Origin of the sequence: uncultured Lutibacter sp., from assembly GCF_947495725.1 — a bacterium.
Taxonomy (GTDB): Bacteria; Bacteroidota; Bacteroidia; order Flavobacteriales; family Flavobacteriaceae; genus Lutibacter.
In genome coordinates this window covers 457,074-478,734 of sequence record NZ_CANLZZ010000003.1, presented here as the reverse complement: position 1 = coordinate 478,734, position 21,661 = coordinate 457,074, and the positions used below count along the sequence as shown (strand labels likewise).

The following is a 21,661-nucleotide window of genomic DNA, read 5'->3' as shown; positions in this document are numbered from 1 at the left end:
AAATGCAGTATAAAATTATAATTAAATAGTTTTAAAAATGGAAATTATGTTTTTAAAGTTGTATTGAATATCAATAACTTTTTCAGAGTTTATTTTTTTTGCATCAGATTCATCTAACTCAAAATCAATTTCGGTATAATAAACATTAGTTCCTTTAATTTTATTCGATTCAATATCTGTGTTGTCTGAATTTAATTTAATAGTATCATTTTTAAAATTAAATAAAAGTGTACAACCAATTCTCTTAATTTTAACAGAAGTGTCTCCAATAATTACCGTTTTTAAATAAGAAAAACCACCTAATTCTTCAACATCTGCATATACAATGTTAGTTTCGTTTTTGGCAAATTTTGTTCCTCCTTTAAAATCTAATTGTTCTATAATTTCAGGATCGACTTTTGTAACTTTTTGTTTAAAAATATTTGAAAGTGAAAAGGCCATTTATTTAAGTTTTGTTAGTTATTATGATAGGCAGCATTATGAGCTAGTTCGTTTCCGCAGGCTTTACATTTCTCCGCAGTTGCAGCACCTCCAACACAACCATTAGAACAAGTATAGTGAAAAACTCCAGATGCATTTTGTGCAGGAGAAGCAGGAGTTGTAGAAGTTGTAATTGAATTTGTATTTTGAGTATTTATTGGAATATTACTAGGAACTTTAAGAGGTCCGTTTTTTAATAAATCATCATTATGGAAGGCTTGATTGTGAATATAAGGAGTATTACATGTTGGACAAACAGCTTGTGTATCTCCTCCGCTATTTTCACAGTTATTTGCGCAAATGTAATGCTTTACCTTTTTTACAACTTTATTAGAATTAACTTTAGGTTTTTCTTCTTTGCAAGAAATAAGTACAGTAAAAATTAAAAGAAATAATAGTTTTAAAGTTTTCATAATTAATAATAAATGTAAAATTAAAGGTCAAATATAGTGAATTTATAAAACTAATTTATTGTATTGTAAAATGGAGGAGATGAAACTGAAATTAGTGAATATCTTCTTTTTATTGATTAAAAAAAGCCCAAACTATTAAGTTTGAGCTTTTCAAAATATATTATTCTAAATTTATAAGTGAATCACTTCATCATATGCAGCGGCAACGGCTTCCATAACAGCTTCACTCATAGTTGGATGAGGATGTATAGCTTTTAGAACTTCGTGCCCTGTTGTTTCTAATTTTCTACCTAAAACAGCTTCGGCAATCATATCAGTTACACCAGCACCAATCATATGGCAACCTAACCACTCGCCATATTTAGCGTCAAAAATTACTTTTACAAAACCATCTGGTGTTCCAGCAGCTTTAGCTTTTCCTGAAGCTGAAAACGGGAATTTTCCAACTTTAATTTCATATCCTTCCTCAATAGCTTTAGCTTCAGTTAAGCCAACGCTTGCAATTTCTGGAGTAGCATATGTACAGCCAGGAACGTTACCGTAATCTATTTTTTCAGTATGTAAACCTGCAATTTTTTCAACACATGTTATTCCTTCAGCTGAAGCAACGTGGGCTAACGCTTGTCCAGGAACTACATCTCCAATAGCGTAATAACCAGGGATATTTGTTTGGTAAAAATCATTTACTAAAATCTTATCTCTATCAACCACTATTCCAACATCTTCCAAACCAATGTTTTCAATGTTAGATTTTATTCCAACAGCGGATAAAACAATATCTGCTTCTAAAATTTCTTCACCTTTTTTTGTTTTTACAACAGCTTTTACACCTTTTCCAGAAGTGTCAACAGATTCTACAGAAGAATTTGTCATTACTTTAATACCTGATTTTTTTAATGAACGCTCAAATTGTTTTGAAATATCAATATCTTCAACCGGAACAACATTTGGCATAAATTCTACAATAGTAACATCAGTTCCCATTGAGTTGTAAAAATGTGCAAATTCAACACCTATTGCACCCGAACCAACAACAATCATTTTTTTAGGTTGTTTTGGTAATGACATTGCTTGGCGGTAACCAATTACTTTTTTACCATCTTGTGGTAAATTAGGTAATTCACGAGAACGTGCACCTGTAGCAATTATAATATGATTTGCGCTATATTCAGTTACTTTTCCATCGGCATCTGTAACATCAACTTTTTTACCAGTTTTTATTTTACCAAAACCGTCAATAACATCAATTTTATTTTTTTTCATTAGAAATTGAACACCTTTACTCATTCCTTCAGCAACATTTCTACTACGATTAATTACAGCTTCAAAATCTTTATCAATAGCTTCCGCTTTTAAACCATATTCATCAACATGTTTTAAATAATCATAAACTTGTGCACTTTTTAATAAAGCTTTTGTTGGAATACACCCCCAGTTCAAACAAATTCCTCCAAGGTTTTCTCTTTCAACTACTCCTACTTTAAATCCAAGTTGAGATGCTCTAATTGCTGTAACATATCCTCCAGGACCACTTCCAATTATTAAAATATCGTATTTCATGTTTTAAATTTTATTTTTTATAAATAATTGCTGATTTTTATGCAGCAAATTTAATTATTTTTTACTTGAAATGATTTGATTATTTCTCAATTCTTTGACTATTAATTTTCTAATACTTCAAAAAAATGAAATAAAACTACATTCTTTCAGGAACATCAATGCCTAAAAGGCGAAATGCTGTTTTAATTATTTGAGATACTTTTGATGAAATTTGTGTTCTAAAAATCTTTTCATTTTCATTTGTACAACCTAAAATTGGTACAGTTTGATAAAACGAATTGTATACTTTTACTAAATCATAGGTGTAATTTGCTATAATTGCAGGACTATGATTTTGAGCCGCATTTTGAATAATTTCAGGGAATAATTGAATTTGCTTAATTAATTCTCGTTCTTTTTCATGTAATGACAATTGGTCAGAATTTAAAGAAACACACATGTAATCAAATGTAGCTTTTCTTAAAATAGATTGAATTCTGGCATAAGTATATTGAATAAATGGACCCGTGTTTCCTGCAAAATCTACAGATTCTTCAGGATCGAATAAAATTCGTTTTTTAGGGTCAACTTTTAATATATAATATTTTAATGCTCCTAAACCAATAGTTTTATATAAGGCTTCCTTTTCTTCAAAAGAATAACCTTCGAGTTTTCCAAGTTCTTGAGAAATTGAACGTGCAGTATTTGTCATTTCAAGCATTAAATCATCGGCATCAACAACAGTTCCTTCTCTTGATTTCATTTTACCACTAGGTAAATCTACCATTCCATAAGATAAATGATATAAGTTTTTAGCCCATTCAAAACCAAGTTTGTCCAAAATTAAAAACAATACTTTAAAATGGTAATCTTGCTCATTTCCAACAGTGTAAACTAGTTCATTTAGATCAAAATCTTTGAAACGTTCAATTGCTGTTCCAATATCCTGTGTCATATAAACGGCTGTTCCGTCCGAACGTAAAACTATTTTTTCATCTAAGCCTTCCTCGGTTAAATCTATCCAAACAGAACCATCTTCTTTTTTATAAAAAACACCTTTTTCTAAACCATCCGCAACAACATCTTTTCCAAGTAAATAAGTATTACTTTCGAAATAATTTTTGTCAAAATTTACACCAAGTTCTTTATATGTTTGATCAAAACCATCGTAAACCCATTGGTTCATTGTTTTCCAAAGAGATACTACTTCTTCATCTCCAGCTTCCCATTTTCTTAGCATTGCTTGGGCTTCCAATAAAATAGGAGCTTCCTTTTTGGCTTCTTCTTCAGTTTTTCCCTGCGAAATAAGCTGAGAAATTTCTTCTTTATAAGCTTTGTCAAAGGCTACATAATAATTACCAACTAATTTATCACCTTTTAAACCCGAACTTTTTGGAGTTTCTCCATTTCCAAAACGTTGCCAAGCCAACATACTTTTACAAATATGTATACCTCTATCGTTTATAATTTGTGTTTTATATACTTTTTTTCCTGAAGCTTTTATAATTTCTGCAACAGAATAACCTAATAAATTATTTCTAATATGACCTAAATGTAAAGGTTTATTGGTGTTTGGAGAAGAATATTCAACCATAACAGCTTTATCATCTTCATTAGGTGTAACTATTCCAAAATCATTTTGATTGTAGATAGAATTAAAGTCAGTTATAAAGTATGAATCTGAAATTACAAGATTTAAAAAACCTTTAACAACATTAAAATCGTCAACTTCAGCTACATTTTCTTTTAAAAATTCACCAATTTTTGTTCCAATTTCTACCGGATTCCCTTTAACATAGCGTAAAAAAGCAAATACTACAATGGTAATATCTCCTTCAAAATCTTTTTTTGTTGCTTGAAATTCAACCGTTTCTATATTAACACTGTAAATTTCTTTAAAAGCTTTTTTAACAGCTATTTCTAAATTAGTTTGCATATTTTATCGCTAAATTATTTCGAAATGCAAAAGTACTAAATTCAATATTATTTTCACTGCTTTATAAACTCAAATTCTGTGAAGTCAAAATCTGGGTTTGGAACATCTATATGAAGTTTTGATATTGAACCATTTTTATCCATATCGAACCATAATTTTCCTTCTGGTAATGAACATAAATTTTTTGGAAATCTAAATGTGAATATATTACTATTCCAATGATTTAAATTAGCATAAAAAATAGGTGTTTTATCCATTTGAAAATGCAATTTTTTATCTTTTATTGAAACAGTAACCGTACCATACATTTTGTCTTTATAAGTACCAGTATAATTTTCAAATTTTAAATAATTTGGTTCAAATTGACCTCTTAACTCTTCATTTTTTAAGTGTTTTACTTTTTGAATGCTATCTTGTTGTGTTTTGAATTTTAGATAGTTAGCAGACCAATCTATGCCATCTAAATTGTTAGTTAGTAAAACATCTAATATTTTATTAGTTAAAGCTCCCGGAAGCCAATTTATACTATTTGTTAATATTACAACACCAATTTCTTTTTTAGGAATAAAAAAGGATTTGGAAATCATACCATCATATCCGCCTCCGTGTGAAACAACTTTATAACCTTGATAATCTTGTAAACTCCATCCTAAACCATAGGACCTAAAATTAATATTTTCAGTATTTTTTCCTACTGTAAAATTAATGTGTGGCGTTGTAAGTTTATTAAAACTGTTTACAGAAAATAATGTTGTATCGTTTAATTTACCCGTATTTATATTTAATTGTAGCCATTTAGAAAAATCGTTTACGGATGAAATTAAAGCACCTGCAGGAGCAATATTATCCCAATTAACCCAATCAACTTTATGATTTTTTCCATTTTCAAAGTAATACGGAGTTGCAATATTTGCTGTATTTTTTAGAAACTTTGTACTTGTTAAAGTTCGATCCATTTTTAAAGGATCTAAAAAATTATTTTTAATATATGTGTTCCAACTGTTTCCACTAATGGTTTCAATAATTTTTCCGGCGGTTAAATATGCTATGTTTGAATAACCATAAGTTGTTCTAAATTCAGAAATTGGTTTTAAATATTGTTGTGAAGCAATTATTTCTTCAGAAGATTTTGTAGTTCCATACCATAATAAGTCACCACTAAAGGTTGCTAAACCACTTCTATGACAAAGTAAATCTTCTATGGTAAAATTAGATGTAACGTAAGGGTTGTACATTTTAAAGTAAGGTAAATAATCAACAACTTTATCGGTCCATTTTAGTTTTTTTTCTTCAACCATTTTTGCAATGGCAGTTGACGTAAAAGCTTTCGAATTGGAGGCCACAGCAAATAAAGTATTGCCATCTACTTTTGTTCCTTTTTCTATATTTGAGAATCCATAACCTTTGCTAAATAGAATCGAGTCTTTTGTTACAATTGCAATTGCCATACCTGGTATTTGCCATTCATTTAATGATTTATTAAAATAAGAGTCTAAATGATTAAGTTGTTCGGTTGTTTGACATAAACCTGTTTTGGCAAAAAATAGTAAGAATAGGGTTAGTTTAATAAATTTCATATTATTTTTTTTGCTAATTTAATAATTGAAGTTTGTATCACATAATAATTACATTTATATATTTGCATATGGAGAAATTTTTAAATGAATTACCCGATTTAGCAGAAGAGAAACTAATTGAAAACAAAAAGTACTTTCAAAAATTAAAAAAAAGAACACCTAAAAATCTCGATGTTGTTATGCAAAATTTGCATGATGAAGAGTTTGAAAAAACCGATTGTTTAACTTGTGGAAATTGTTGTAAAACTACAAGTCCAATATTTACAGATAAAGATGTTGAGCGAATTTCAAAGCATTTAAAAATGAAAGTCGTTAAATTTATTGCACAATATTTGGAAAGAGATGCAGATGATTTTTATGTTTTAAAAACTGCTCCTTGTAGTTTTTTGGATTTAAATGATAATACATGTTTTATTTACGATGTACGTCCAAAGGCTTGTAAAGAATATCCTCATACCAATAGAAGAAAATTTATTCAAATTACAGATTTAACCCTTAAAAACACAGAAATTTGTCCTGCAGTATTTAATATTGTAGAAGCTTTAAAAGTAAAATTACCTAAATAAATATTTAGGTAATTAAGTAGTCAACAATAAAGTTTCTAATAAAATATATGATTATATTGAGTTTAAACGTTTAATTTTAATTTCTTTAAATTCAATTCCTTGGCCTTCCGATTGTAAACCAATGTATCCTTCGGTGAGCGCTTTTCCATCAATTTTTATAGCAGGATCAAAGTTTTTTACAACTTTACCACCAATATGAGGTTTACTGTATTCTAAAACTTTTTCGCCATCTATTATATGTTTAATTATGGAATCTTTATAAACTATTATTTCACCTTTAACCCATTGTGTATAAGGGTATGTTTTTGAAGAGGAACTTATGCAATGCTTTGGAGAAACTTCACCATTAAAATAAACTTCAGTTGCTGGTGAACACATATTACCTGTTGGTCTTTCACCTTTGTCAGCATCAGCAAGTAATTGGAATTCAATCGAAATTGGCCAATTTTGATCTTTTAATATAGTTTTTGGGTCTTGAGAATGAAACATTATACCACTGTTTCTATATGTATGAATTGGTCCATCTTCAAGCCATTCATTTAAAAATCTATATTCAAATTTTAAATGATATGAAGAATATGACTTGTTGTAAAATAAATGACCAAATCTATCATCTAGTTTACCATCATATCCATCATAAACTACTTGAATTTTTCCATCTTTGACTCTAAAAGTATTTTTATAATTGTCTCCAACTTCATATTTATTGATTTTAGCAACCCAGTTGTCTAAATTTTTACCATTAAATAAATATTCCCAATTATGTTCTTTCGGAGATTTTTGATTGCACGAAATAGCGATAATTGAAAAACTAATAAGGATAATGAATTTTATTTTTTTCATTTGTTAAAGATTTATAATATTTATTTATAGATTAAATAATGAGTTCTAAGTTTTTTGAATTCTGAAATATCTTTTTTCCAGGTATTACTAATTTCGTTCGCTGTCAACCCTTTTTTAATTTGGTTTTCTAACAATGTGTTACCTGCGTGAATTGTAAATGTATCTCCAAAGAATTTTTCAGATTTTGGTGTTTTATTGTAAGCGTCAATTAAATACGCAATGTTAACTTTGTTTAAATATAGAGAGCTTTCTAGGTTAATTCCGTAGCATAATTTACCATTATGTTTAGGGTATTTAGATCCAAAATTTGGCTGTGGAGTATAACTAAAATCACTTTTAGGAAAAAAGGGAGCTCCATATTGTTGAAATTGATTTTCGGTTCCTCTTCCGGCATTTATTGTTGTACCTTCAAAAAAGCCTAAACTTGGATATAAGTTTATAGCAATTTCATTTGGTAAATTTGGAGAAGGACGTATAGGTAAATTGTACCTGCTTTGATGTGTGTAATTTTTTAAAGGAATAATGGTTAATTCGCATTTGATATTGTTTTTTAGCCAGCCTTCACCATTAATCATTTTGGCATATTCACCAATTGTCATTCCGTAAACTAAAGGAACTGGATGCATTCCAACAAAACTTTTATGCTCCATTTGTAAAGTTGGACCATCAATATAATGTCCATTTGGGTTTGGCCTATCAAAAATAAGTATTGGTATATTAGCTTCGGCACAGGCTTCCATAACATAATGCATTGTTGAAATATAAGTGTAAAAACGAACACCAACATCTTGAATGTCGAATACAACAGCATCAATTCCTTTTAATTGTTCTTTTGTAGGTTTTTTATTTTTTCCATATAATGAAATTATTGGAAGTCCAGTTTTTATATCAATTCCATTAGCTACTTCTTCACTGGCATCTGCCATTCCTCTAAAACCATGTTCAGGTGAAAACACTTTAACAACATCAATATTAAGTTTTAATAAACTATCAACCAAATGTGTATGTCCACTTTTAGAAAAAATAACCGAAGTTTGATTTGCAATAACTGCTATTTTTTTTTGTTTTAAAATATTTAAATAAAGTGTTGTTTGTTGTGCGCCTACTTGTATTTCTTTTGTTATTTGTTTCTCTGTTTTTACATGGTTTTCATCTAAAATTTCATTTGATTTAGAAGTTTTTGATTGCCCACAGGAAATCAAACTAAAAAACAACAAAAAAACCAATAAGAAATATGTATTTTTGAACGATATTGAAATCATAAATTAAATTGAATTACGAATTATTTATTGCAAAACGGATTATTGCTTCAAAACAGTATAAAAGTAGTATATCAGCACCAATAATAAAAATTGCAATTATAGCTATTTCTTTAGGAATAATAGTTATGATGATTGCAATTGCTACTGGTTTTGGATTGCAACAAAAAATTAGAGAAAAAATTTCAGGGTTTAATGGGCACATTCAAATTACAAATTTTGATAATAATAATTCTGAAATTACCGTTAGTCCAATTACAAAAAATCAAGATTTTTATCCAAAGTTTGACAATATAAAAGGAATTAATAATATTCAAATTTTTGCTACCAAAGGAGGAATAATAAGAACTCCAACCGATTTTGAAGGGATAATATTTAAAGGAGTAGGATCAGATTATAACTGGTCGTTTTTTAAAGAATACCTTGTTGAAGGTGATATTCCAAATTATAAAGAAGAGATTTCGAATGACGTTTTAATCTCAAAAGAAATTTCCAATAGATTAAATATCAATTTAGGAGATTCATTTAATATTTTATTTGTTAAAGATCCACCAACAAAAGCACCTTGGCTAAGAGTTGTAAAAGCTGTTGGAATTTACAGTACTGGTTTTCAGGAATTTGACGAGAATTTTGTAATAGCAGATATTCGGCATATTCAAAAAATGAATAAATGGAGCGATAATGAAGTGGGAGGATTTGAAGTTTTAATAAATGATTTTAATGAAATAAATGTTAAGAGCAGTGAAGTTTATTCGGAAACCGCTTCAACCTTAAATAGTCAAAGTATAATTGAAAAATACCCAGGAATTTTTGAATGGATTAGCCTGTTTGATAATAATATTTATTTAATAATTGTAATAATGATTTTGGTTGCAGGAATTAATATGATTACCGCATTATTAGTTTTAATTCTTGAGCGAACTCAAATGATTGGAATTTTAAAAGCGCTTGGAAGTGCAAATGTTAGTATTAGAAAAATATTCTTATACAATGCCGCTTACTTAGTTTTAAAAGGGTTATTTTGGGGTAATATAATAGGTCTAAGTATTTTATTTATTCAAAAATATTTTGGGCTAATTACTTTAAATCCAGAAACATATTATGTTAATGAAGCGCCCGTTTATATAGATTTTGGATATATAGTTTTGTTAAACATTGGAACTTTATTATTATGCTTATTAATGTTAATTATTCCAACTGTAATTATTTCAAAAATTAATCCATCAAGTTCAATTAAATTTGAATAAGAATTAATTTTTTATTTAAACTCACTAACAAAATGCAATTTTACCGATGGGTATTTGCTTTGTGTCATTTGAATTGTAAATGCAGAATCTGCTAAAAATACCAATTGGCCTTGTTTGTCTTTTGCTAAAAAGCGTTGTTTAACACGTTTAAATTCTTTAAACTCTTCATTTTTAGGGTCGGTTGGTTCTACCCAACAAGCTTTGTGAACTGGTAAATTTTCATAACTACATTTTGCTCCATATTCATGTTCCAAACGGTATTGAATTACTTCGTATTGTAGTGCTCCAACTGTTCCAATAACTTTTCTTCCGTTTAAATCTAAGGTAAATAATTGGGCAACTCCTTCGTCCATTAGCTGATCTAGACCTTTGAAAAGCTGTTTAGATTTTAAAGGATCAGCATTATTGACATATCTAAAATGCTCGGGAGAAAAACTAGGAATTCCTTTAAAATTTAAGATTTCTCCTTCCGTTAAAGTATCTCCAATTTTAAAATTTCCCGTATCTTGAATACCAACAATATCACCAGGAAATGATTCATCAACAATTTCTTTCTTTTCAGCAAAAAATGCATTTGGACTCGAGAATTTCATTTTCTTTTTTAAACGCACATGTAAATAAGGTGCGTTTCGCTTAAAAGTTCCGGATACAATTTTTATAAACGCTAATCGATTTCGGTGATTAGGATCCATATTTGCATGAATTTTAAATACAAATCCGGTTAACTGTTCTTCTTTAGAATCGACCAAACGTTCTTCTGATTTTTTTGGTAGAGGAGAAGGTGCAATTTCAATAAAGCAATCTAGTAATTCTTTAACACCAAAATTATTTAAAGCCGAACCAAAAAATACAGGCTGTAATTCTCCGTTTAAATATTCTTTTTTGTCAAAAGGTGGATATACTTCTTGAACTAATTCTAATTCTTCGCGTAACGTCTCTGCAGCTTTGTTTCCAACAATTTCATCTAATTCGGGTACAGAAATATCGGTAAATTCAACCCCTTCTGAAACAATTTGTTTATTATCTCCAGAAAAAATATTGATCTTTTTTTCATAAACATTATAAATTCCTTTAAAATCGTAGCCCATTCCAATTGGGAAACTTAAAGGCGTAACCCTTAGTCCTAATTTTTGTTCAACCTCATCTAATAAATCAAAAGCATCTTTACCTTCACGATCTAATTTGTTAATAAAAACAATCATTGGAATGTTACGCATTCTACAAACTTCAACTAATTTTTCAGTTTGTTCCTCAACACCTTTTGCAACATCAATTACAACAATAACACTATCCACAGCGGTTAAAGTTCTAAAAGTATCTTCAGCAAAATCTTTATGTCCAGGAGTATCTAAAATATTAATTTTTTTGTCTTTATAAATAAAAGCTAGTACAGAAGTAGCGACAGAAATACCACGTTGGCGCTCAATTTCCATAAAATCGGAAGTTGCGCCTTTTTTAATTTTGTTATTTTTTACTGCACCTGCTTCTTGAATTGCACCACCAAAAAGCAATAACTTTTCAGTTAGTGTTGTTTTACCCGCATCGGGATGCGATATAATTCCAAAAGTTCGTCTGCGTTGTATTTCTTTTAAAAAACTCATCTGTAAAAATTTGAGGTGCAAATATATGGTATTCTAATTAAAAATTTAGTAGAAATAGGATCTCAAAATATAAGTGTTTTTTCAATTTTTAAATCATCTGCTTTTGTTATTTCTTTTTGTAAATTTGTGGTAATTATATAATAAATGAAAGAAGAACAAGTTATTTTAGTAAATGAAAACGATGAGCAAATTGGTTTAATGCCAAAAATGGAAGCTCACGAAAAAGCTGTTTTACATAGAGCATTTTCCGTGTTTGTGTTTAATAATAAAAACGAATTATTACTTCAGCAAAGAGCAGCTGAAAAATATCATTCGCCTTTGTTATGGGCAAATACGTGTTGCAGTCATCAACGAGAAGGAGAGTCTAATTTAGTTGCGGGTAAACGTCGTTTGCAAGAAGAAATGGGATTTGTTTGTGATTTGGAAGAAAAAACATCATTTATATATAAAGCTCCATTTGATAATGGATTAACGGAACACGAATTAGATCATATAATGGTAGGATTTTATAATGATAATCCTGTAATTAATAGGGAAGAAGTAGAAAGTTATAAATGGATGAGTTTAGAAGCTATTAAAAAAGATATTGAAAAACAGCCTGAAATTTATACAGCATGGTTTAAAATTATTTTTGATAAATACTATGAATTTATAAATAAGTAACTAAAATGAAAGTAACGGTAAACAGGAAAGCGCATTTTAATGCTGCTCATAGATTATATAATGCTGATTGGACAGATGCTAGAAATGCTACAGTATTTGGTAAATGTGCAAACCCAAATTATCACGGTCATAATTACGAGTTAATAGTTGCCGTTAAAGGAGAAATACATCCAGAAACAGGTTTTGTAATGGATATGAAAGTTTTAAAACAGTTAATTGAAACTGAAATAGAAGAAAAATTTGATCATAAAAATTTAAATGAAGAAGTTGAAGTTTTTAAAGATTTAAACCCAACAGCCGAGAATATTGCAGTTGTAATTTGGAATAAGTTACGTTCAAAAATTAATGAAGAATTAGAGTTGACTGTAACTCTTTATGAAACACCAAGAAATTTTGTAACATATTCGGGAGATTAGGTTATAAATAACACACAAAAAAAAGCCTGTTCTAGTAAATTAAAGAACAGGCTTTTTTTGTAATAAATAACGATTTATTACTTTTTAGAAATTTTACAAGTATTTATTTTAAATATAGTATACAATGGGCAAAAATTTAATAAACTTGTTAATAAAAAAATAATTCCAACAGCCATTAAAATAATAGCAAGTGTACCGTTGATTATATTGGTGTAATATAAAGCAGCAATTAAAATAGCTATTAATATTCTTACAGTTTTATCGGTATTTCCCATATTTTTCTTCATAATGTATTGCTTTTTAAGTTTAAAGATGATTCAATTTAAGAATTAAATTTATAAACTAATCTTTTTTCTGTTTGTTTAATTCATCTTGTAAACGTCTCATTACTTTTTGTTCGCGTTCTAGTGCTTTTTTACGGTGATCATCGTATTCTTCTTCAAGTTCTTTTAAATCACGTTTTGTTTGTTTTGTAACACTATTACTTTTATTAAATTTTGAAATAAACAATCCTAACAACAAAATTAAAATCCCAATAATTGAGAAAATTATTGTTTTAAATAATTCTTTTTCTATTTGTAACCCGAATAAAGATATGCTTTCAATTTTGGTATTTAATTCTGTTATCTCAGTTTTAGAATGTTTCAAGGCAATATTTAAACTATCAATTGTTTTTAATTGTTTATTGATGACATTCGAAGAACTAATAATTTCTTTTTTTGAAGCATTTAGTGAATCCTGTACATTGCTTTTTAATTTTAGTAACCAATTTAACTTAACAACTTTATAATCTTGGTATTTATTGGAATTGTTTATCAAGTTTTCGAACTGGTTGTTAACCGAACCAGAATCTATAAATTGTTTCTTAGCCTGACTATAAGAGATTTTTGTTATAAAAAGTAGAATTAAAATTTTAATTAAATGTTTTTTCATTTGTATTAGTTGATTTACTTTGATGTTATTGCTATTTATTTTTATTGTAATAAACTTCCAATTCGGTTAAATATTGTTCTTTCTTATCATCATTTAAAAAAGAATGTTGAAATGAATTTTTAGCTAAATTATAGAGGTCAAATTTAGTTAAATTTAACGCTTTTTGAATTTCAATGTAATTTTTATTTAATTGGCCACCAAAATATGCTGGATCATCTGAGTTTATGGTTACTTCTAGTCCTGAATCTAATAGTTTTTTTAGTGGATGTTCCTCTAATTTGTCTACAACTTTTAATGCCAAATTGGAAAGAGGACAAATAGTTAGCGGAATGTTTCTGTTTTTAATGGTATCAATTAAATCTAAATCATTGAGAGCATTATTCCCGTGATCAATTCGTTTAACCTTTAGTAACTCAATGGCTTCCCAAATATATTCAGAAGGTCCCTCTTCTCCTGCATGAGCTACTGGAATATATCCTTGTTTTGTTGCTTCTAAAAAAACGTGTTGAAATTTTGATGGAGGGTTGTTTTTTTCAGATGAGTCTAACCCAACTGCTTTTATATTTTTTTTGAATGGAAGGGACTGTTTCAATGTTTTAATAGCTTCCTCTTCACTTAAATGTCTTAAAAAACTCATAATTAAAAGTGATGTTACACCAATACTCCTTTCTGCATCTAAACAAGCTTTAGATATGCCATTTATTATGGTTTCAAAATTAACACCTCGTGATGTATGAGATTGAGGATCGAACATAATTTCAACATGCCTTATTTGTTGAGAAGCACATTTTTTAAGATAATTATAAGTTAAATCATAAAAATCTTGCTCTTCAATAAGCACACTAGTTCCTTTATAATAAATATCTAAAAAATGCTGTAAGTTGTCAAAATTATAGGCTTTTTTTAACTCTTCTATTGATTGATAAGGTAGTTTAATGTTATTTTTTGTAGCTAGATTAAACATTAATTCAGGTTCGAAAGTACCTTCAATATGCAAATGTAATTCTGCCTTGGGTAAATTATTAATGAAATTTATCATTCGTTAAAAATAAACAATTTCAATATATTGGAACCATAATTTGGCGTAAAACCCGCTTAATAGAAACTTAAAATCGTTAAATGATTGTGTATATTTATTTTAAAATATAACTAGTTAGCATTGATATAAAAAGAAAAAATAACATAATATTTAAAATTTTAATTATTTTCCTTATACTTTCTATTTTTTTTAAACACTGTTGATATTGGGTATGTGAGTTTTTAAATAAATCTTTTTTCATAAATTTCATAAATAATTTTTCCGAAGTTGATATCTAATTATTTAAAGGAGGTTTATCAGAATCAGAGGAGGAAGTCATATTGGTATCCATTTCCTTTTTTAAATCAACAGCTTGAATGTAAATTGACATTCTACTTCTTAAAAAATATAAAATTACCATTATTAAAATTGCAATAGGTACAGTATAAATGAACTCAATTTCGTCAACGTATTGTTCACTATCGTTAGCAACACTAATTAATTGAAATAAATATATTGTTATAGGAATAATTAAAGCATGTACCCACCAATGTTTATTGGTAACAAACCAAATAATTAAAAGAAAAAAAGGAACGAATTTCCCGAAAAAAGTATATACGAAAGATTGAGCTTTTTCATAATAACCTCCCTTTATTGTAAAAAATAATGTTTTATAAGTTTCAGCTTCAAAGGGAATTGCTCTATAAATATATAAGAGATAAGGGGTAGATATTATTAAGATAATTATAAAACTTCCTAATAATAATGATTTTCTCTTTTGATTTTTCATTATTAAAATAATTTTTTCTTAGTTCAAACCAAATATAGCAAAATATTATTAATTAGATTCAACACAAAAACCACAATAAATTAATATTGTGGTTTTAATTTTTATTGATAAAAAGACTATCCGTTTCTTGGGATAATTATTCTATCTTTTCTAATAGCTTGATCATCTGATGTACTATTACTTAAAGCTATAGTTGCGAAAAATCCAGCAACAAGTAGCAACCCGAAAATTAATTTCAATTTTTTCATTTTTTGTAAGAATTAAATGATTAGTAAGAGCATCAAAGTTATGTTAATCTTCGGTAAAAACAAAAAAAGTCCTGATCTATTTTTAAAATATTTTAAAAATAAACAGAAGTCAGACGTGTAACAAGTTGATAAACAACGAGTAACCACTCTTAAATTTTAATAAATAAAATTTCTATTTTGGAGAATTTTAAAAGCAATACTAATTAATTTTAAAAATGAATCAGTAACTACAAACTCTCTCCGTAAAAGTTTGCAATATAGGGACGCTCTTACAAAGACAAAGGTAATATATTTATTTGTAATTACCAAATATCTGTTAAAACGTGTATTTTATTAAATGAAACGTGTATTTTGTTTTAAAAAGTGTTAATTATATTGCTTTTGTGGCTAGTTAAAAATTAAGTGTTTTTTTAACAGTTCTAAAAAATAACTTAGTAAGATTAAACAGTTGGTTTTTTATTTGCTTCAATAAATGATGTGTCATATCCAGAAAACTCCTTTAAATAATGCTGTAGAGATGAGCCATAGGCGTCTTTAAAGGTGTTTTGACCAAAACTACGTAAGTATTTTTTTACATTTCCGGCTCCTGCTAAATGGGCGGCTGCTAAAATTCCAGATTCAGTAATTTCTACACCATTAATTTTTTTACCAATACTTCTTTTAATATCTTTTCTTAATATCCATTTATTTAATGAGCAAAGTGCTAAAAATGCATCTTCTTGAAGTTCTGGGTTGTTTAGGAATTTTTGTGTATTGTAAATTTTAAATCGCTCTAATGTTGTTCTTCCGAATTGATATTTCCCTAAATACCCTAATGAATTTACTATGTGGTATCTTCCTTGAGATTCTTTAAACCCAATAGCATCTCTAAATCCGTTAAAAGAATTACCAGTAAATGGAATTTTAGTAAGGACTTCATTATTTTCCGATTCATTAGATACGGTACAATAATAAAAATCAATTTTTCCTGAATTAAAATTAGTGGTTTTTCTTTCTGAGAAACTAGAAATGAATATAACAAGAAGAAGTAAACTTAAAAATATTTTTACTTTTTTCATAATTTAAAGGTTTTAATTCCTTATAAATTTAAGCCTGCAAATTTAGTATAAAAAACAACACCTGCAACATTTACAACTTAAAACGTTGAAAATTAGCAGGTATTTAACAAATTAGGTTAAATGTTGTGAAATATTTAACAAATTTAAAGTGTGTTGCTCTAGGTTTAAAAAAAATGTAAATTATATTTTGTAGAAAGCGTTCTTATTATCGATTTACTCCTTGGTTGCTCAACCAATTTTGATATTTAAACGCATTTTTGTTGTGTTGCGACAACGTTTTCGCAAATTCATGATTCCCAATTGAAGTAATACTAGCGCACATAAAATAGTACTCATGTTTTGATGGATGTAAAACCGCATCTATTGAAGAAATATCTGGCATAGCTATTGGACCAGGAGGTAATCCTATATTTTTATAGGTATTATATGGAGAATTAATTTCAATATCTTTCGTTAAAACTCTTTTAATAACAGTTTCTGCTCCTAATTTTTTTCTTAAAATGTAAATAATAGTTGGATCCGCTTGCAACGGCCATTTATCTCTTAACCTGTTTAAATAAAGTCCAGCTACTATTGGCCTTTCTTTAATATTTGCAGTTTCTTTTTGAACAATAGATGCTAATGTAATTACTTCAAATTTCGATAAATTTAAATTTTTAGCTTTTTGCAGTCTATCAGTATTCCAAAAATGGTTGAACTCAATAAGCATTTTTTTTCTAAACTCATTAGCAGATGTATTCCAGTAAAATTGATATGTATTAGGGATGTACATACTTAAAATGTTATTTTTATTGAATCCATTCTTTTTAATAAAATCAACATCATTAAAACTATTAAGTAGGGATATAGAATCTGCTTCAATTTGCTCTGAAATTCTACCAGCTAGTTTTTCAAAGGAATCTTGATTGTTAAAAGATAGATTTACGGCGGTTTGTTTTCCACTTCTTAAAAGATTTACCAATTCATTATTGTTCATTCCTTTTTTTATCTGATACTTTCCAGGTTTAATAACATTTGGATAGTTTTTTTTATTGGCAACCCATTTAAAAGGTTTTATTCTTTTTAAAAATGGGCGCACTAAATTTTCCACATCATTAAAATTACTGCCGGTAGGAATATATAAATAGCCCTCTTTTACAGTATTAGGTTTGTAAATTTTGTTATAATAACTGAAAGCTAGAAGACCTGCAATTACTAGTAATAAAAAGCTAATTAATAAGATTAGTTTTTTTAAATTCATATTATTTCCTAATTAATTGATATAGAATTTCGTCCTTAAAATTGTTATTTGAGAAAATCCAATCTTTTTTTACTCCAGCGGGTTTGAAATTAAATTTTTCAAAAAGAGATTTACTTTCATTATTTTCTGAAGTTATATTTGCAAAAATTTGATGTACATTTAGATAGGTGAAAGAATAATCTATAACCATTTCTAAAGCTTCTTTACCATATCCTAAATTTTGATACTTGGGTAAAACTAGTATTCCAACTCCAATTCTTTGGTGTTGAGGGTTAAAATCGAATAAATCAATTGTTCCAACAGTGGTGTTTTCAGAATTAGTTATTATAAATCGAAATTGTTTTGCTTCATAAATATCTTGATGCGCATTTTCAAGATATTTTTGTAGAATATACTTTGAAAAAGGAGCTTGAGTACTACTAACTTCCCAAAATGCTTCGTTATTTTCAGTTGAAAATAAAAAATCAATGTCTTCTGGTTCTAAAGCTCTTAAAACTATATTTTTTCCAACTAATACTGCCATTAAATAGTAATTATTCCTTCAAATACAAATTTAGCAGGTCCTTTTAAATAAACATTATTGTAAATACCATCTTCTTTATTGAATGAAACCTCTAAATTTCCTCCTAAAACTTCAATTTTTATGTGATTTTTTGAAGTTATATTAGCATTGTGAGCTGCAATTGCAACTGCTGTAACTCCAGTTCCGCAAGCTAAAGTTTCATCTTCAACTCCGCGTTCGTATGTTCTTACTTTAAAAGAATTGTCACTTAATTTTTCAGCAAAATTTACATTTGTTCCTTCATTAAAATAAGGAGCGCCATATCTAATTTTTGCACCTAATTCTTTGACATTAATTATGGAAACGTTGTTTGTAAAACTAATATGATGCGGTGAGCCTGTATTTAAAAAAGAATAATCTTTGTTTGTTTCAACTTTATAAACATCAATCATTTTTAAACTTACAATATTATTTTCAATTGTAGCGTGATGTAAACCATCAACAGCATCAAAAGTAGTATTCTTATCAATAATGTTTAATTGTTTGGCAAATGCAACAAGACATCGTCCTCCGTTACCACACATACTTCCTTCCTTTCCATCTGCATTAAAATAAACCATCGTAAAATCTTCTTTTATAGAAGGTTCTAACAAAATTAGTCCATCTGCACCTATTCCAAAACGTCTATCACATAACTTATTAATTAGTTTGGCGTTTTCTTTAGGAAATAATAATGATCTATTATCAATCATTATAAAGTCATTTCCGGTTCCTTGATATTTAAAAAATTGTTGATTCATTGCTGCAAATGTACTAAATTCAATTAAGTTTTTTTTTGTTAAAATAATGAAATTATGATGGTTTGTTAAAATCAGTTAAATGAGCGTTAACAAAGCGTTAAAGCGTTTTTTACAAAACAATAAATTTTTAATTTTGAGTGTTAATTTATAAAAAACAAGAACAATGAAAAAAATATTAAGTATTGTACTATTTTCTGCGATTGGAGGAGCATTGACGTTAGGAACTTATAAGTTATTTATTGAAGAACCTCATATTGTTGTAGAAAGTAAGGCACAAGAAAGTCCGGTAACAGTTGCCGCAAATTTCACTAATACATTAGCAAATTCTGTTGAAAACACCGATTTTACGGTTGCAGCAGAGAAAACACTAAATGCAGTTGTGCATGTTAAAAACACATCTTATAAGACTGTGAGAGATCCTTTTGCGGAGTTTTTCTATGGTCAGGGGAGTGGTACTAAACAGTATTCGCAAGTAGGAACTGGTAGTGGTGTTATTTTTTCTTCAGATGGTTATATAATTACAAATAATCATGTTGTTAAAGGCGCAACTGATATTGAAGTTACTTTAAATAATAAAAAGGTTTATAAGGCTAAATTAATTGGCTCTGATGTAACAAATGATATTGCCTTATTAAAAATTGATGAAGATGATTTATCTTATATTACGTTTGCTAATTCGGATAATGTAAAAGTTGGAGAATGGGTTTTAGCAGTAGGAAATCCATATAATTTAACTTCAACAGTAACTGCAGGAATAATTAGTGCTAAGGGTAGAGATTTGGAAGGAAATGGAAATATTACCGACTCATTTTTACAAACTGATGCGGCTGTAAACCCGGGAAATAGTGGTGGTGCTTTGGTAAATTCGCACGGGCAATTAATAGGAATTAATACAGCTATATCCTCAAGAACTGGTTCGTTTATTGGATATTCTTTTGCGGTTCCTTCTAATATTGCCAAAAAAGTTATTGAAGATTTAATGGAATTTGGTAATGTTCAAAAAGCTATTTTAGGTGTGCAAGGTGGCGAACTAAATGGGAAAGTTGCCGAAAATCTTGATATTGATTTGTCAGAAGGATTTTATATTTCTAGTGTTGTTGAAAGTTCTGGAGCAGATAAAGCTGGATTGCAAAAAGATGACGTAATTATAAAAGCTAATGATGTTAAAATTACTTCATATGCCGATTTAACCGGTTTTTTAAATACCAAAAGACCAGGGGATAAAATAAAAGTAACATTTGTAAGAGATGGAGAAGAAAAAACAACTGATGTAGTTTTAAGTAAAAATGAAATTAGTAAAGTGGCCTCTTTAGGTTTAGAATTGAAAAACTTAGATCAAAAAGAATTAAAGAAATTAAAAATTGATAATGGAGTAAAAATATCTGAGATAACAAATAAAGAACTTCTTTATTATGGTGTGGAAAAAGGATTTATTATTACTGCAATTAATGGTGAAAAAGTGAATTCAGTAGATGCAATAAGTGAGTTAATATCAAATAGGGATGAAGGCGAAGTATTAAGAATAGAAATGCTAAACCTTGATGGAGAGCTTGAGCGTTATATATTTAGATAATTGTTTAGTTAGTTTTTTTTAAAAAAAAAATCCCGAGAAGTAATTTTCGGGATTTTTAATTTATATTAAAATTGAAAATTAAGTGAAAATAATTTGAGTTCTATCACCATCACATAATTCATAAAACTGTCCAATTGTAATAATAGAATCAACCTCATCCGACAAGTCTTCTTGTTTTAATTTAAACATGTCTACTGCCAATTTACACGCATAAATAGTTCCTCCACCAGCTGTTATCATTTCTAAAAATTCATCTACTGGAGGAATATCGAGTTCTTCCATTTGTTTTCTCATCATTCCTGAAACAGCAGATTCTACTCCTGGCAATCCGCCTAGCATTGTTGGAAAAGGTAAACCTCCTGGCATTTTCATTGCAGGGTTTCCAGTTGTTGCCGTATGCAAATGATTCATAGATTTTTTAGTTATACCATCCAATCCAAAAAAAGTAAAGAAAACATTGGTTTCAATACCTTCCATTACTGCTCCGTTAGCCATTACTAGCGTTGCATAAACATCCTCAATACTTCCCTTTGCACATATTATACAAACTTTTTCTAAAGGTTTTTTTTCTATTGTTTGCGATTTTTCTTCTATATTTTTTGTTTCCATTTTATTGAGTTTATTATTAGACAATTACCAACACTTTTTTAAATACAACTAGTAGGTTTTGGAATTCCTGCTATTTTAGATGAGAATTTTAACGGCCCTTTTGGAAATAAAGCATACAATTCTTTAATATTTACAATACCGGATTTTCCAACACCTCTTATAGTTAAAGGCTCCTTAGCTTCTGTTTTTTTTCGTAAAAAATTAAGTACTTCAAAATGTTTAGGTGTTAATTCAATTCCTATTTCGTTTGCAATTTCGTTTGCAATTTCTTCGTTCCATTGTGTCATATCTTCTAAATATCCTTCATCTGAAACGTTTAATTCTAATCCTGCTATAGTTTTTACTGACAT

At 28.4% G+C, this 21,661-nt stretch carries 24 protein-coding genes; 5 read left to right on the top strand and 19 right to left on the bottom strand.

The annotated features are described in order from the left end of the window. Positions 1–21: 21 nt before the first annotated feature. From Q0776_RS09115 to Q0776_RS09095, 5 genes are all read right to left on the bottom strand, one after another. Positions 22–441: a hypothetical protein gene (locus Q0776_RS09115; protein WP_298367314.1), complete on the bottom strand. Its 420-nt coding sequence runs from the start codon at positions 439–441 to the stop codon at positions 22–24. A gap of 14 nt (positions 442–455) precedes the next feature. After that, positions 456–893 (bottom strand): hypothetical protein, encoded by a 438-nt coding sequence (locus Q0776_RS09110; protein WP_298367312.1) that lies wholly within the window; start codon positions 891–893, stop codon positions 456–458. A 171-nt stretch (positions 894–1,064) separates the two neighbouring features. Further along, positions 1,065–2,453: a dihydrolipoyl dehydrogenase gene (lpdA, locus tag Q0776_RS09105; RefSeq protein ID WP_298367310.1), complete on the bottom strand. Its 1,389-nt coding sequence runs from the start codon at positions 2,451–2,453 to the stop codon at positions 1,065–1,067. Between the two features lie 136 nt (positions 2,454–2,589). Next, positions 2,590–4,368, bottom strand: coding sequence for an arginine--tRNA ligase (gene argS / locus Q0776_RS09100; RefSeq protein WP_298367308.1), 1,779 nt, complete (start codon positions 4,366–4,368; stop codon positions 2,590–2,592). A gap of 53 nt (positions 4,369–4,421) precedes the next feature. After that, positions 4,422–5,945 (bottom strand): serine hydrolase, encoded by a 1,524-nt coding sequence (locus Q0776_RS09095; RefSeq protein ID WP_298367305.1) that lies wholly within the window; start codon positions 5,943–5,945, stop codon positions 4,422–4,424. Positions 5,946–6,013: 68 nt separating this feature from the next. Between Q0776_RS09095 and Q0776_RS09090 the strand changes: the two genes are divergently transcribed. Further along, positions 6,014–6,511, top strand: a complete 498-nt coding sequence (locus Q0776_RS09090; RefSeq protein ID WP_298367302.1) for a YkgJ family cysteine cluster protein — start codon at positions 6,014–6,016, stop codon at positions 6,509–6,511. 51 nt (positions 6,512–6,562) lie between these two features. Here Q0776_RS09090 and Q0776_RS09085 read toward each other — a convergent pair whose 3' ends face one another. Together Q0776_RS09085 and Q0776_RS09080 are read right to left on the bottom strand one after the other, a co-directional pair. Further along, entirely contained in the window at positions 6,563–7,354 is a 792-nt protein-coding gene (locus Q0776_RS09085) for a DUF1080 domain-containing protein (RefSeq protein WP_298367300.1), read from the bottom strand. 20 nt (positions 7,355–7,374) lie between these two features. Continuing rightward, positions 7,375–8,616: a DUF1343 domain-containing protein gene (locus tag Q0776_RS09080; RefSeq protein ID WP_298367298.1), complete on the bottom strand. Its 1,242-nt coding sequence runs from the start codon at positions 8,614–8,616 to the stop codon at positions 7,375–7,377. 8 nt (positions 8,617–8,624) lie between these two features. Here Q0776_RS09080 and Q0776_RS09075 point away from each other — a divergent pair, with 8 nt between their 5' ends. Continuing rightward, complete coding sequence (locus Q0776_RS09075; RefSeq protein WP_298367296.1) at positions 8,625–9,860, top strand: FtsX-like permease family protein; 1,236 nt, start codon at positions 8,625–8,627, stop codon at positions 9,858–9,860. A gap of 11 nt (positions 9,861–9,871) precedes the next feature. Here the strand turns inward: Q0776_RS09075 and Q0776_RS09070 are convergent, their stop codons facing one another. Continuing rightward, positions 9,872–11,461: a peptide chain release factor 3 gene (locus Q0776_RS09070; protein WP_298367293.1), complete on the bottom strand. Its 1,590-nt coding sequence runs from the start codon at positions 11,459–11,461 to the stop codon at positions 9,872–9,874. 144 nt (positions 11,462–11,605) lie between these two features. On the opposite strand from Q0776_RS09070, the gene idi reads away from it, so the two are divergent. Together idi and Q0776_RS09060 are read left to right on the top strand one after the other, a co-directional pair. Then, complete coding sequence (gene idi / locus Q0776_RS09065) at positions 11,606–12,124, top strand: isopentenyl-diphosphate Delta-isomerase (protein ID WP_298367291.1); 519 nt, start codon at positions 11,606–11,608, stop codon at positions 12,122–12,124. 5 nt (positions 12,125–12,129) lie between these two features. Continuing rightward, positions 12,130–12,540, top strand: coding sequence for a 6-carboxytetrahydropterin synthase (locus Q0776_RS09060; RefSeq protein ID WP_298367288.1), 411 nt, complete (start codon positions 12,130–12,132; stop codon positions 12,538–12,540). A 77-nt stretch (positions 12,541–12,617) separates the two neighbouring features. On the opposite strand, the gene Q0776_RS09055 is transcribed toward Q0776_RS09060, so the two are convergent. From Q0776_RS09055 to dapF, 9 genes are all read right to left on the bottom strand, one after another. Then, complete coding sequence (locus tag Q0776_RS09055; RefSeq protein WP_298367285.1) at positions 12,618–12,827, bottom strand: DUF2892 domain-containing protein; 210 nt, start codon at positions 12,825–12,827, stop codon at positions 12,618–12,620. Between the two features lie 55 nt (positions 12,828–12,882). Beyond that, positions 12,883–13,473 carry a hypothetical protein gene (locus Q0776_RS09050; RefSeq protein WP_298367284.1) on the bottom strand — a complete coding sequence of 197 codons (591 nt, stop codon included), beginning with the start codon at positions 13,471–13,473 and terminating at the stop codon, positions 12,883–12,885. 31 nt (positions 13,474–13,504) lie between these two features. Next, positions 13,505–14,512, bottom strand: a complete 1,008-nt coding sequence (locus Q0776_RS09045) for an adenosine deaminase (RefSeq protein WP_298367281.1) — start codon at positions 14,510–14,512, stop codon at positions 13,505–13,507. A gap of 274 nt (positions 14,513–14,786) precedes the next feature. Continuing rightward, the gene (locus tag Q0776_RS09040; protein WP_298367279.1) at positions 14,787–15,281 is read right to left on the bottom strand and encodes a hypothetical protein; all 495 of its coding nucleotides are present in this window, start codon (positions 15,279–15,281) and stop codon (positions 14,787–14,789) included. Between the two features lie 116 nt (positions 15,282–15,397). Beyond that, positions 15,398–15,529 carry a hypothetical protein gene (locus Q0776_RS09035; RefSeq protein ID WP_298367277.1) on the bottom strand — a complete coding sequence of 44 codons (132 nt, stop codon included), beginning with the start codon at positions 15,527–15,529 and terminating at the stop codon, positions 15,398–15,400. Positions 15,530–15,969: 440 nt separating this feature from the next. Next, entirely contained in the window at positions 15,970–16,587 is a 618-nt protein-coding gene (locus Q0776_RS09030; protein WP_298367275.1) for a peptidoglycan-binding protein LysM, read from the bottom strand. Positions 16,588–16,792: 205 nt separating this feature from the next. Further along, complete coding sequence (mltG, locus tag Q0776_RS09025; RefSeq protein WP_298367271.1) at positions 16,793–17,827, bottom strand: endolytic transglycosylase MltG; 1,035 nt, start codon at positions 17,825–17,827, stop codon at positions 16,793–16,795. A gap of 1 nt (position 17,828) precedes the next feature. Beyond that, positions 17,829–18,350 carry a GNAT family protein gene (locus Q0776_RS09020; RefSeq protein ID WP_298367268.1) on the bottom strand — a complete coding sequence of 174 codons (522 nt, stop codon included), beginning with the start codon at positions 18,348–18,350 and terminating at the stop codon, positions 17,829–17,831. Next, positions 18,350–19,129: a diaminopimelate epimerase gene (gene dapF / locus Q0776_RS09015; RefSeq protein WP_298367266.1), complete on the bottom strand. Its 780-nt coding sequence runs from the start codon at positions 19,127–19,129 to the stop codon at positions 18,350–18,352. The genes Q0776_RS09020 and dapF overlap by 1 nt, the downstream gene beginning before the upstream one ends. Before the next feature lie 163 nt (positions 19,130–19,292). Here dapF and Q0776_RS09010 point away from each other — a divergent pair, with 163 nt between their 5' ends. Continuing rightward, positions 19,293–20,702 carry a trypsin-like peptidase domain-containing protein gene (locus tag Q0776_RS09010; RefSeq protein ID WP_298367263.1) on the top strand — a complete coding sequence of 470 codons (1,410 nt, stop codon included), beginning with the start codon at positions 19,293–19,295 and terminating at the stop codon, positions 20,700–20,702. A gap of 78 nt (positions 20,703–20,780) precedes the next feature. Here Q0776_RS09010 and Q0776_RS09005 read toward each other — a convergent pair whose 3' ends face one another. Together Q0776_RS09005 and Q0776_RS09000 are read right to left on the bottom strand one after the other, a co-directional pair. Next, entirely contained in the window at positions 20,781–21,311 is a 531-nt protein-coding gene (locus tag Q0776_RS09005) for a DsrE/DsrF/DrsH-like family protein (RefSeq protein ID WP_298367262.1), read from the bottom strand. 38 nt (positions 21,312–21,349) lie between these two features. Next, positions 21,350–21,661, bottom strand: a complete 312-nt coding sequence (locus tag Q0776_RS09000) for a TusE/DsrC/DsvC family sulfur relay protein (protein WP_298367259.1) — start codon at positions 21,659–21,661, stop codon at positions 21,350–21,352.